This is a genomic window from Massilia sp. Root133 (assembly GCF_001426525.1).
In the GTDB taxonomy this organism is placed as follows: domain Bacteria; phylum Pseudomonadota; class Gammaproteobacteria; order Burkholderiales; family Burkholderiaceae_D; genus Telluria; species Telluria orientalis.
Map to the genome: position 1 here is coordinate 77,881 of NZ_LMEW01000012.1, position 11,384 is coordinate 89,264.

Here is an 11,384-nt window from a genome sequence, read left to right on the forward strand (position 1 = left end):
ACATGATGAACCTGAAAACCTTCTTCTCCCGCGCGCTGCTGGCGCTGTCCCTGCTGGCCGGCGCCGCGAGCGCGAACCCGGTCTACCACGTGGCCCTCGACACGACGGGCACGAGCGGCGACGGCTACATGCAGATCGACTTCCTGCCGTTCGCCACGAGCGACGTGCTAACGGCGACGATCAGCGGCCTGGACGGAGCCTTCACGGGGACGCCGTCGCTCGACAACGTGGTGCAATCGGGCGGTTCGTACACGTTCTCGAGCGACGCGTTCTCGGAGTTCTTCCAGTCGATCACGCTGGGCGGCAAATTCGGCTTCGACGTGATGTTCGGCGGCGTGCCGACGGACGGCGGCAGCATCGGGCTGTCGGTCAGCCTGCTCGACAGCGTGGGCGACTACCTGTCGTTCCAGGCGGCGCAGATCAGCCTGGTGGCGGGGGAGCCGGCGGCGATTGCCGTCGATCCCGGCTTCGCGACCGTGAATCCGGTGCCGGAGCCGGAGGATTGGTTGATCGTCGCGACCGGCCTGGTCTTGCTGGGGGCGATGCAGCGGCGCCGCGCCTGACCTGCGATCCCAAAACGTCGTCCCTGCGAAGGCAGGGACCCAATCTTGCGTGAGCGCCCAGCATGCAAACTTGGGCGGGAACGACGGTGGGTTTATTTATTTGTTAAACATATGAATTCCAAATAGAAATCATATTGTTCATCGGACTTTGCTTAGTGCATATTCGTTCCTGTTGTCGCCGAGACAAGGATCTTATATGCGCGCACATGTCCTCGTGGTGGACCCCGACCCGGCCGTCCGCCAACTGCTGGAACTGAACCTGGCCCGTGCCGGCCACGACGTCCGCCTGTGCGCGAACGCCGAGTCGGCGCTCGTCCTGCTCGACGATGCCGTCCCCGACATGCTGCTGCTGGAATGGGACCTGCCCGGCCAGTCGGGCGAAGCGCTGATCCGGCGCCTGCACGCGCAGGCGCGCACGCGCGGGATCGCCATCATCATGGTGTCCGCGCGCGCAGGGGAGCACGACAAGATCCTCGCGCTGGAGGCCGGCGCCGACGACTACCTGACGAAACCGTTCAACCCGCGCGAGCTGCTGGCCCGCATGCAGGCCGTGCTGCGCCGGCGTGCGCCGCATGCGTCCGTCGACGCCGTGCAGATGGCGGGCCTGCACCTCGATCCGTACACGCAGCGCGTGGTGGCCGGGGCGAGCCCCATCGCGCTGGGGCCCGTCGAATTCCGTTTACTAAACTTCCTCATGCACCATCCGGAGCGGGTGCACACCCGCTCGCAATTGCTGGACAAGGTCTGGGGCCGGCACGCCGTGCTGGAGGAGCGCACCGTCGACGCCCACGTGGGCCGCCTGCGCCACGCGCTGCAGCCGAGCGGTCACCAGGAGCATATCGAAACGGTGCGCGGCACCGGCTACCGCTTCGTGGCCTGACCGTGGACCCCGTCGTCATCCTCAGCCGCCAGGAGCAGGAATACCTGCTGTGCGCCATCGAGTCCGGCCTGCGCGTGGCCGGCCCGCACCAGTTCTTCCTGTGGACCCAGGGCCAGGTGCAGGCGCTGTTGCCGCACCGGGTGCTCGTGTGCCTGCAATTCGGCCATGGCGGCGCGCTGGCGCGGGTGGAATGCCTGCACGGCACCGTGCTGGCGCCGGGGGCGCAGCAGGCGTTGACCGATCTGGCGCTGCGCATCGCGCGCGGTGGACGGCTGGCAGCGGCGATCGACGCGCACGAGGCGCCGGACGGCCTGGGCGGCGAGATCCTGCGGCTGGGGTTCGACAACGTTCTCGCGCATGGCACCGGGCCGACGAGCGCCGGGGGCAGCGTGTTTTTAATGTTCGGCCTGGCGGCGCGGCCGACGGCGCGTCACGCGTATTTCCTGGAGCTGCTGCTGCCGCACCTGCACCTGGCGCTGGGAAGGCTGCCGGTGGCGCGGACGGCCGTGGACGGGGCGCCGGCACGTGCGCTCTCCGCGCGCGAGACCGAAATCATCGGCTGGCTGCGGGCGGGGAAGAGCAATGACGAGGTGGGGAGGTTGCTGGGGATCAGTGCGCTGACCGTCAAGAACCATTTGCAGCGGATCTACCGCACGCTCGGCGTCAACAACCGGGCGCATGCGCTGGCGCGCTGCATGGATTTACGGCTGCTGGAGCAGTGATCAGGACTGCGGTGCGTCGGCGGCGGCGCGGCGCATGGCTTCGTAGCGGTAGGCTTCGGCGTTCGCGTCGATGATGCGCAGGCCCTGGCAGCCATCGGCCGCGCAATCCGGGGCGGGCGAGTTGGCCGAGGCGACCTGGGCGGCGCTGCCGGTCATCGCGGCGGTCTGGACCGGCTGGTCGATCTGGGCGCCACTGCCGCAGGCGGCGAGCAGGGTGGCGAGGGTGACGGCGACAGCGGTACGGAAAGCGGAGATTTTCATGATTCAAGGCAACGCAAAACTCATCGATGCGTCACTGTAACCTCGGTTTTTCCGTGGCTCAATATTTTTGTTGTTAATTTCGTGCAAATATTATCTTTTCGAAAGATTTTCGCGTGGAAATAAGCGACGATAAGCGATGATGTTAGGAAATATCCTCAAAGAAACTTTAAATGCAGTCGAGAAAAAATCGCGCAAAAACCACATAAATCCTTCTTCAATTAACGAAAAATCATAAAGGATTTCACACAGATAACGGGGTATGCTAGGCAGTCCGTCATCCCCGACCCCAGGGATGGGGGGACGATTGCTGTAACAGTGTTCAGGCAAGTAGAACGCGGTTAAAATTTTGCGAACAAGAAATCCGTTCGCGAATTCCACCGACGATCGATGCGGGAAAATGATTTGTCGCCATGACGGGGCCATGGTAGCCTTCACGCAAGGCTTTACACTAAAGCAATAGAGGAGTCGGTTGGATGTATCGTGTGCAGAACCAGGACACCGCCGCGCGGGTCCGCCAGGCTGGTTTTACCCTGCTTGAACTCTTGGTAGTTATCGTTATCATCGGTTTGCTGGCGGCTTACGTCGGCCCGAAATATTTCTCCCAATTGGGCAAATCCGAGGTCACGGTCGCCAAGGCCCAGATCGAAGCGTTCGAAAAATCGCTGGACACGTACCGCCTCGACGTCGGCCGCTATCCGACGACGGAGGAGGGCCTGGCCGCGCTGCTCACGGCGCCGTCGACGGCGTCCGGCAAGTGGAACGGTCCGTACCTGAAGAAGGGTGTCCCGCTCGATCCGTGGGGCCACGCCTACCAGTACCGCGCGCCCGGCACGAAGGGCGAGTATGAAGTACTCTCGCTCGGCAAGGACGGCCAGCCGGGCGGCGAAGGCGAGAACGCCGACCTCAGCTCCCAATAACGCCTCCCGCCTGTCGCTCCCATGCAGTTCGCGGTTCGCACCCTTGCGCCCGACATGCGCATCGCCAGCGTGCTCGTCGACGCCCTCGACGAGGCGGACGCGCGCCGCCAGGTCGAGGCGCGCGGGCTGTTCGTCAGCGCGATCGAACCCGTGCAGGCGCCGCTGCTGCGCCGCCAGCGCGGCGGCAAGCTGTCGCTCGTGCTGTTCAGCCAGGAACTGCTCGCGCTGCTGACGGCGGGCCTGGGTATCGTCGAAGGCCTGGAAGCGCTGCTGGAAAAGGAAACCAGTCCCGCCACGCGCAGCGTGCTGGAACGGCTGCTGGCCGGCCTGCGCGAAGGCAAGCGGTTGTCGGCCGTGATGGCCGCGCAGCCCGCGCTGTTCCCGCCGCTTTACGTGGGCATCGTGCGCGCGGCCGAGGGGACCAGCGACCTGCCGCGCGCGCTCGAACGCTATATCGAATACCAGCAGCGCATCGACACCGTGCGCGCCAAGGTCGTCAGCGCGTCCATCTATCCTGCGATCCTGCTGCTCGTGGGCGGCGGCGTGAGCATTTTTCTGATGTCGTACGTCGTGCCGCGCTTCGCCGAGGTGTACCAGGGCGCGGGCCGCAACCTGCCGTGGATGTCGCGCCTGATGCTGGACTGGGGCCAGTTCGCGGGCCGGCATGCGGGGGGACTCTTCATCGGCTTCGCCGCCTTCGTCGCATTGGCCGCCTGGGCGATCCGGCGTGCCCTGAAACAGGGCGGCGCCGCGCGCCTGCTGGCCAGGCTGCCCGGCATCGGCGAGCGCGCCCGCATCTATGAACTCTCGCGCCTGTACCTCACGCTGGGCATGCTCAACGAAGGCGGCATCACGCTCGTGAACGCGATCGACACCGTGCAGGGCATGGTATCGCCCGGTATCGCCGGCGGCCTGAAAGCGGCGCGCGCCGCGATCGAGGCGGGACGGCCGATGTCCGACGCGTTCGAGGCGAACGGCCTGACGACGCCGATCTCGCTGCGCATGCTGCGCGTGGGCGAGCGCACGGGCTCGATGGGCACGATGCTCACGCGTTCGGCCGCGTTCTACGACGGCGAGATCGGCCGCTGGATCGACCGCTTCACCCGTACTTTCGAACCCCTGCTGATGGCGGCCATCGGCCTCGTCGTCGGCGCCATCGTCGTGCTGTTGTACATGCCCATTTTCGATCTCGCCGGAGACATGTCGTGAACGCGCCGCTCGCCTCCCTGGATGCCGCATTGCTGGCGCGCGCGCGCGCGCAGAGCCGGCAATCGCGCCGTTCCCTCGTCGAAGAGCTGCAGGGCCTGTCGGGCCTGGAGCCGCGCGAGATCGTGCGCCTGCTGGCCGAGCCCTTTGGGCTGTCGACGATGGAAACGCCGGAGATGTTCGGCCAGCAGCCCGCGTTCGACCTGCTGCCGCTGGCGCAGGCGCTCGCGCGCCACTGCGTGCTGCTGCGCGACGATGCGAAACACCTGACGGGCGTGATCGCGGATCCGTTCGACCTCGACCTGCAGACGTGGCTGCAGGCGCAGGCCGGCGCGACGGCGGCGTCTCCGCTGCACCTGCGCCTCGCGCTGCAATCGGACATCCAGGCCTATCTCGGCAAGCACGAGGAATCCGCGCGCGCCGTCGACACGCTCGTCGGCGACAGCGGGGAGGGGCGCCGCGACGGCAAGAGCGCGACGGTGCTGTCGTTCGCGTCCGTGTCGGAAGCCGCGAGCCCCGCCGTCAAGCTCGTGAACTCGACCTTGTACGACGCCTTGAAAGCCGGTGCCTCCGACATCCACCTGGAGAGCACCGCGGGCGGACTCGCGGTGAAATATCGCGTGGACGGCGTGCTGGATCACGCGGCGTCCGTCGGCGGCATCGAGCTGGCGGAGCACATCGTCTCGCGCCTGAAGGTGCTGGCGGAGCTGGACATCGCCGAGCGCCGCATCCCGCAGGACGGCAGCTTCCGCGTGGAGTCGGCCGGGCGCGAGATCGACCTGCGCGTGTCGATCATGCCCAGCATCCACGGCGAGGATGCCGTCATCCGTATCCTCGACAAGCGCGCGATGATCGAAGCCTACGGCTCGCTCACGCTGGAAGCGCTGGGCTTCGACGCGCCGTCGCTGGCGACGCTGCGCATGCTCGCGCAGGAGGCGTACGGCATGCTGCTCGTGACGGGACCGACGGGCTCCGGCAAGACGACCACCTTGTACGCGGCGCTGACCGAAATCCACAACGGCCGCGAAAAGATCATCACGATCGAGGACCCCGTCGAATACCAGCTGCCGGGCATCCTGCAGATTCCCGTCAATGAAAAGAAGGGGCTGTCGTTCGCGAAGGGCCTGCGCTCGATCCTGCGCCACGACCCGGACAAGATCATGGTCGGCGAGATCCGCGACCGCGAAACGGCGGAGATCGCGGTGCAGTCGGCGCTGACGGGCCACCTCGTGCTGACGACGGTCCACGCCAACAACGTGTTCGACGTGTTCGGCCGCTTCACGCACATGGGCATCGACCCGTACGCGTTCGTGTCGGCGCTGAACGGCATCTGGGCCCAGCGCCTGATCCGCATGAACTGCCCGCGCTGCGTGGTCCAGTACACGCCTTCCGACGACGAACTGGCGTCCGCGCACCTGACGCGCGCCGACGCGCACGACTATCAATTCATGCACGGCCTGGGGTGCGGCGATTGCCGCGGCACCGGCTACAAGGGCCGCCGCTCGATCGCCGAGATCCTGACCTTGAACGACGAGATCCGCGAGCTGATCGTCGACAAGCAGCCGATCCGCCGCATCAAGGCCGCCGCCGCCGCCAACGGCACGCGCAGCCTGCGTCTCGCGGCGCTGGATCTCGTGAAACGCGGGGCCACCACCATCGAGGAAATCCGGAGGGTCACGCTGCATGCTTAATGGTTTCAAGTCGAGCTTCGGCCAGTCGCTGCGCATCGGCATCGCGCCCGACGCGCTGGCGCTCGTGCGCACCAGTATCTGGCCGCACGAGCGCGCGCGCCTGCTCGGCCAGGTGGCGGCGACGGGCGCCGATCCGGTGTCGCTCGGCGCGGCGCTGGGCATGCTGCTGGGCGAGCATGACGTGGCCGGCCTGCCGGTGACGGTGGTGCTGGCCGACGACCTCGCGCGCCTGTGGCAGGTGACGCCGCCGCAAGGCGCGACGCGCCTCGCCGACCTGGAAGCGGCGGCCATGCTGCGCTACCAGGCGCTGTTCGGCGCCGGCGTGTCCGGGTGGCGCATCAGCGCGGACTGGGATGCCGCGCGCCCGTTCCTCGCGGCCGCGGTGCCATTGTCCCTGCTCGAACAACTGACGACGGCAGCAATCTCCCAGCGTTTCAGGCTGGTCGAGATCGTGCCGCAATTCGTCGCCGCGTTGAACCAGCACCGCCGCGTGCGCCGCGCGGGCGCGTGGTTCGGCGTCGTGCACGGCGGCGTGTTGAGTGTTGCCGCGTTCGACGGCGACCTGCTCGCGGCCGTGCGCACCGCGCCGATTCCCGCGGGCGCGGACCGCGACTGGCTCGAGGGCCACGTGGCGCGCGAGGCACTGCGCGTGGGCCTGTCGCGGCCGGAGCGCCTGCAGATCTGCGGCCCGGCGCCGAAGGGCTGGGCGAGCAGCGCGGGCCGGCTGAAATTCGCCTGCACGCTGTTCGAGGACGAAACCGATCCGCTGTGGCCCGATTGCGCGCGGCTCGCGCTGACGGGGAGGGCGCCATGAAGAAGGTCCGCATCGATTTCGCGCCGCCCAGCCTCGCGCGCACGTGGCACCGCGCGCCGCGCGGGACGTGGAGCCTGTTGCTTGCCGCTCTGGCACTGGCGGGGCCGCTCGCGAGCACTGTCGCGCAATACCGCAGCCTGCAGCGCGTGGAAGCAGAGCGGACGGCGCAGGTCGCGCAGGCGCAGGCACGCGCCGTCGCGCGCGCACCCGTCGCCGCGCCCGCGCGCACGGTGCCGCCCGCGCAGGCCGGTGCCGTGAACGCGTCGGTGCAGCAGCTCAACCTCCCGTGGCGCGGCCTGCACGACGCCGTCCAGGCGGCGACGCCCGCCACCATCGCGCTGCTGGCGCTGGAACCGGACGCCAGGAAGAGCAGCGTGCGCATCACGGCGGAAGCGAAGAACAGCGACGACATGATCGCCTACGTCGAGGCGCTGCAGCGCGTCGAGTGGTTCACGACCGTCCTGCTGGCGCGCCACGAGATCAACGAACAGGACGCGAACCGGCCGATCCGCTTCCAGATCGATGCGCAGTGGAGGTCCGCGCGATGAAGACGACCTTGACGTCGCCGCTGCTGCGCCTGCGCCTGATGCTGTTGCGCGCGAATCCGCTCGTGGCGGCGGCCGGCATCCTCGTGTTCGTGATGGCGGGCGCGCTGGCGTGGACGCTGCATGCCGTGTGGGCGATGGAACGGGCGCAGGAAGCACGCGCCGCGCAGGCGAAACAGCAGGCGCAGGCGGCCACCGCGCCCGCACCTGCATCCGCGCCGGCACCCGTGCCCGTGCGGGCCCCGGACAACCTCGCCGCCTTCTACGGCGCACTGGGCGTGCGCGGCAGCGCCGAGCAGCAGGTCAAGACGCTGTTCGGCCTCGCGGCGAAATCGGGCCTCGTGCTGCGCCAGGGCGAGTACAAGCCTGGCTATGACCGCAACGCGAAGGTGTACACGTACCAGGTCAACCTGCCGGTGAAAGGAAGCTACGCGGCGATCTGGCAGTTCGCGATGGCGGCGCTGCGCACGATTCCGTTCGCGTCGCTGGACGAGATCACCTTCCACCGCGACGCCATCGGCGACGCGACGGTGGACGCGCGCCTGAAGCTGACCTTGTACCTGCGCGACGGGACGGATCCGTCATGAAGAAGGCCGACATCAAGCCGCGCCACGCGATCCTCGCGCTGGCCCTCGTCGGCGCCGCGCTGCTGGCCGCGTTCGGCGACCGGTCGCCGGAAGGTGACATCGCCGAGCCGGCCGAGCGTCCCGTCGCGAAGGCGGCGCTCGTGCGCACGGCCGCGCCGGCACCGGTGCCCGCCGTGCCGGCGGCGCAGGCCGGCGATGCGCCCGCGGGACAGCAGATCCTCGCGCTGGTGCCGCGCGACATGCTGATCGGGGACGGCGACGCCGCGTTCGGCCAGGGGCAGAACGGCGCCGGTCCGTTCGGGCGCCAGGACTGGACGCCGCCGCCCCCGCCGCCGCCGCCGCCGCAACCCGCGCCGCCGCCACCGCCGCCCACCGCGCCGCCGCTGCCGTTCACCTTCATCGGCAAGTCCGTCGGCGACGGCGCCTGGGAAGTCTACCTGGCGCGCGGCGACCGCACGTACGTCGTGCGCGACAAGGGCGCCGTGATCGACGGGACGTACCGCGTCGAGTCCATCGCGCCGCCGGTCCTGACCCTGACCTACCTCCCGCTGAACCAGGTTCAGCAGCTCAATATTGGAGTATTCGATTGATCGCTCGCCCAACTCTGGCCCGGCGCCTGCTCCCGGCGCTGCTCGCCATTCTGCTGTCCGGCTGCGCGGCCCAAATGGCCTACCGCGAAGGGAACGAGCTCGTGGCCCAGGACAAGGTCGAGGCCGGGCTCACCAAGTACCAGGAAGCGCTGGCCGACGATCCGGCCAACGTCCAGTACAAGTCCGCGTACCTGCGCGCCCGCGATGCAGCCACGAACCGCCTGCTGCCGCAGGCCGACCGTGAACTGGCCGACGGCAAGGTCGACCTGGCCGTGGCGGACTACCGGCGCGTGCTGGCGATCGATCCGCTCAACGACCGCGCCCGCGCCGGCCTGCGCCAGGTGGATGCCGACCGCCGCCACGGCGTGTTGATGGGCGAAGCGCGCGCCGCGCTGGACCGCAAGGATTACGACGCGGCGAAAACGAAGCTGACCGCCATCCTGACGGAGCGCCCGACGTACGAACCGGCGCGCCAGTTGCTGGCCGAGGTGAACGAAAAGATCGCGGCGAATTCGCCCGAGGCGGCGCTGGCGGCCGCGTTCCGCACGCCCATCAACCTGGAATTCCGCGACGCCCCGATCAAGCAGATCTTCGAAGTCATCGCGCGTCACTCGGGCCTGAACTTCCTGTTCGACAAGGACGTCAAGACGGACCAGCGCGCGTCGGTCTTCCTGAAGAACAGCACGGTGGAAGCGGCCGTGTACTACCTCCTGATGACGAACCAGCTGGAGCGCCAGGTCATGGACGGCAACACGATCCTGATCTACCCGAACATCGCGGCCAAGCAGAAAGAATACCAGGAGATGACGGTGAAGACCTTCTACCTGGCCAATGCGGACGCGAAGTCCATCGGCAACACGCTCAAGACGATCCTGAAATCGAAGGACGTCGTCGTGGACGAGAAGCTCAACCTCGTGATCCTGCGCGACACGCCGGAAGCCGTGAAGCTGGCGTCGCAGCTCGTGGCGCTGCAGGACGTGCCGGAGGCCGAGGTGATGCTGGACGTCGAGGTGCTGGAAGTGCAGCGCAACCGCCTGCTCGACCTGGGCATCGACTGGCCCACGAGCCTGGCGTTCGCGCCGCTGACGTCGGCGGCCGGCGGAGCGATCACGATCGACCAGCTGCACCACCTGGACAGCACGACGATCGGCGTGACCGGTATCGCCGGTTCGATCACCGCCAGCAAGACGGACGGCGACTCCGACACCCTGGCCGCGCCCCGCATCCGCGTGCGCAACAAGGAAAAGGCCAAGGTCGTCATCGGCGACAAGCTGCCGACCATCACGACGACCATCTCGTCGGGCGTGGGCGGCTTCGCGTCCGAGTCCGTGAACTACGTCGACGTGGGCCTGAAGCTGGACGTCGAGCCCACGATCTACCTGAACAACGAGGTGGGCATCCGCATCTCGCTGGAAGTCAGCAACCTGGTCGACACGGTCACGACGAAGGGCGGCACGACGGCGTACCGCATCGGCACGCGCTCGGCGTCCACGATGCTGCAGTTGAAGGATGGCGAGAACCAGGTGCTGGCGGGCCTGATCAAGAACGAAGACCGCTCCAGCAGCACGAAGCTGCCGGGCATCGGCGACCTGCCGATACTGGGCCGGTTGTTCGGCAGCCAGCAGGACACGCGCAACAAGACCGAGGTCGTGCTGTCGATCACGCCGCACCTGATCCGCACCCTGCAGCGTCCGCCGGCATCGAGCTCCGAATTCAGCGCTGGCACGGAATCCAGCTTCCGGCGCCGTCCGGACACGAACGTGCGCACGCCGGTGCAGATTCCGGCGCAGGGTGCGCGCGCGGCGCCGGCCGCTGCGCCCGCGCGCGCGCCGGCGGCGCCCGCCGGCGCCGTGCAGCCGCCCGCCGCGCAGTCGCAACCGCAGCCGCCGGCGCCGTCGCCCGCGCCGTTGCCCGTGATTGGCGAAACCGGCATGGTGCCGGCCAGCAGCGTCGGCAGGACCGGCACGCTGCCGCCCGCGCCGGCCTCCAGCTCGCCGTCGGAACTGCCGTCCGCGCCCGCGATCGACATCACGCCGCTGCCGCAACCGGAGGTCACGCCCGTGCAGCCGGCCGCCAACCGCGTGCCGGCGTCGCAGGCCGCGTTCCCGAACCAGAAGTGAGCGTGAGATGAGCACCCGGCGCCGGCGCGGCTTCACCCTGATCGAGCTGCTCGTCACGCTCGCGATCCTGGCGCTGCTCGGCACGTTGGTGGTGCCGACCGCGCAGATCGCGCTGCAGCGCCGCCACGAACAGGAGTTGCGCGTGGCGCTGCGCGAGATCCGCGCCGCCCTCGACGCCTACAAGAAGGCCGGCGACGAAGGCCGCGTGGCGCGCCAGGCCGGCGCCAGCGGTTATCCGCCGAAGCTGGAAGTGCTCGTCGAGGGCGTGCCGGACCAGCGCAGCCCGAAGAAGGCGAAGATCTTTTTTCTGCGCCGCCTGCCGCGCGACCCGTTCAACGGCGACCCCGACCTGAAGGATGCCGAGACGTGGGGCAAGCGCAGCTACGCCAGCGAGCCGGACGAGCCGAAAGAGGGCGACGACGTGTACGACGTCTACTCGACCTCGGGCAAGGTCGGGCTGAACGGCATCCCCTACGACCGCTGGTGAA

13 protein-coding genes are annotated in these 11,384 nt (G+C 68.4%); 12 read left to right on the forward strand and 1 reads right to left on the reverse strand.

What is annotated here, in order from left to right; translation table 11 throughout:
* Positions 1-2 precede the first annotated feature (2 nt).
* From ASD28_RS11045 to ASD28_RS11055, 3 genes are all read left to right on the forward strand, one after another.
* Positions 3-563: an NF038129 family PEP-CTERM protein gene (locus tag ASD28_RS11045; protein ID WP_056127079.1), complete on the forward strand. Its 561-nt coding sequence runs from the start codon at positions 3-5 to the stop codon at positions 561-563.
* Positions 564-759: 196 nt separating this feature from the next.
* Positions 760-1,443 (forward strand): winged helix-turn-helix domain-containing protein, encoded by a 684-nt coding sequence (locus ASD28_RS11050; protein ID WP_056127081.1) that lies wholly within the window; start codon positions 760-762, stop codon positions 1,441-1,443.
* 2 nt (positions 1,444-1,445) lie between these two features.
* Positions 1,446-2,165, forward strand: a complete 720-nt coding sequence (locus ASD28_RS11055; protein ID WP_056127084.1) for a LuxR C-terminal-related transcriptional regulator — start codon at positions 1,446-1,448, stop codon at positions 2,163-2,165.
* Here the strand turns inward: ASD28_RS11055 and ASD28_RS11060 are convergent, their stop codons facing one another.
* Positions 2,166-2,426: a hypothetical protein gene (locus tag ASD28_RS11060; RefSeq protein ID WP_056127085.1), complete on the reverse strand. Its 261-nt coding sequence runs from the start codon at positions 2,424-2,426 to the stop codon at positions 2,166-2,168.
* Between the two features lie 473 nt (positions 2,427-2,899).
* On the opposite strand from ASD28_RS11060, the gene gspG reads away from it, so the two are divergent.
* From gspG to ASD28_RS11105, 9 genes are read left to right on the forward strand one after another with little or no spacing between them, the layout of a single operon-like run.
* The gene (gene gspG / locus ASD28_RS11065) at positions 2,900-3,343 is read left to right on the forward strand and encodes a type II secretion system major pseudopilin GspG (RefSeq protein WP_056127088.1); all 444 of its coding nucleotides are present in this window, start codon (positions 2,900-2,902) and stop codon (positions 3,341-3,343) included.
* 21 nt (positions 3,344-3,364) lie between these two features.
* Positions 3,365-4,552, forward strand: a complete 1,188-nt coding sequence (locus ASD28_RS11070; protein WP_056127090.1) for a type II secretion system F family protein — start codon at positions 3,365-3,367, stop codon at positions 4,550-4,552.
* Positions 4,549-6,240, forward strand: coding sequence for a GspE/PulE family protein (locus tag ASD28_RS11075; RefSeq protein WP_056127093.1), 1,692 nt, complete (start codon positions 4,549-4,551; stop codon positions 6,238-6,240). Before ASD28_RS11070 ends, ASD28_RS11075 begins: the two co-directional genes overlap by 4 nt.
* On the forward strand, positions 6,233-7,054 hold the full coding sequence (locus ASD28_RS11080) for a hypothetical protein (RefSeq protein ID WP_082577445.1): 822 nt from the start codon (positions 6,233-6,235) through the stop codon (positions 7,052-7,054). The genes ASD28_RS11075 and ASD28_RS11080 overlap by 8 nt, the downstream gene beginning before the upstream one ends.
* Positions 7,051-7,602, forward strand: coding sequence for a PilN domain-containing protein (locus ASD28_RS11085; protein WP_056127095.1), 552 nt, complete (start codon positions 7,051-7,053; stop codon positions 7,600-7,602). The genes ASD28_RS11080 and ASD28_RS11085 overlap by 4 nt, the downstream gene beginning before the upstream one ends.
* The gene (locus ASD28_RS11090) at positions 7,599-8,186 is read left to right on the forward strand and encodes a hypothetical protein (protein WP_082577453.1); all 588 of its coding nucleotides are present in this window, start codon (positions 7,599-7,601) and stop codon (positions 8,184-8,186) included. The genes ASD28_RS11085 and ASD28_RS11090 overlap by 4 nt, the downstream gene beginning before the upstream one ends.
* On the forward strand, positions 8,183-8,776 hold the full coding sequence (locus ASD28_RS11095) for a hypothetical protein (protein WP_082577444.1): 594 nt from the start codon (positions 8,183-8,185) through the stop codon (positions 8,774-8,776). Before ASD28_RS11090 ends, ASD28_RS11095 begins: the two co-directional genes overlap by 4 nt.
* Positions 8,773-10,896, forward strand: coding sequence for a secretin N-terminal domain-containing protein (locus ASD28_RS11100; RefSeq protein ID WP_307167970.1), 2,124 nt, complete (start codon positions 8,773-8,775; stop codon positions 10,894-10,896). Before ASD28_RS11095 ends, ASD28_RS11100 begins: the two co-directional genes overlap by 4 nt.
* A 7-nt stretch (positions 10,897-10,903) precedes the next feature.
* Positions 10,904-11,383, forward strand: coding sequence for a type II secretion system protein (locus ASD28_RS11105; RefSeq protein WP_056127097.1), 480 nt, complete (start codon positions 10,904-10,906; stop codon positions 11,381-11,383).
* Position 11,384: the final 1 nt, after the last annotated feature.

Bases quoted from the DNA above. Each gene is read 5' to 3' on its own strand.
- ASD28_RS11105 (WP_056127097.1), top strand. From the start codon at position 10,904: ATGAGCACCCGGCGCCGGCGCGGCTTCACCCTGATCGAGCTGCTCGTC.
- ASD28_RS11095 (WP_082577444.1), top strand. From the start codon at position 8,183: ATGAAGAAGGCCGACATCAAGCCGCGCCACGCGATCCTCGCGCTGGCC.
- ASD28_RS11090 (WP_082577453.1), top strand. From the start codon at position 7,599: ATGAAGACGACCTTGACGTCGCCGCTGCTGCGCCTGCGCCTGATGCTG.
- ASD28_RS11050 (WP_056127081.1), top strand. From the start codon at position 760: ATGCGCGCACATGTCCTCGTGGTGGACCCCGACCCGGCCGTCCGCCAA.
- ASD28_RS11045 (WP_056127079.1), top strand. From the start codon at position 3: ATGATGAACCTGAAAACCTTCTTCTCCCGCGCGCTGCTGGCGCTGTCC.
- ASD28_RS11060 (WP_056127085.1), bottom strand. From the start codon at position 2,426: ATGAAAATCTCCGCTTTCCGTACCGCTGTCGCCGTCACCCTCGCCACC.
- ASD28_RS11070 (WP_056127090.1), top strand. From the start codon at position 3,365: ATGCAGTTCGCGGTTCGCACCCTTGCGCCCGACATGCGCATCGCCAGC.
- ASD28_RS11085 (WP_056127095.1), top strand. From the start codon at position 7,051: ATGAAGAAGGTCCGCATCGATTTCGCGCCGCCCAGCCTCGCGCGCACG.
- ASD28_RS11080 (WP_082577445.1), top strand. From the start codon at position 6,233: ATGCTTAATGGTTTCAAGTCGAGCTTCGGCCAGTCGCTGCGCATCGGC.
- gspG (WP_056127088.1), top strand. From the start codon at position 2,900: ATGTATCGTGTGCAGAACCAGGACACCGCCGCGCGGGTCCGCCAGGCT.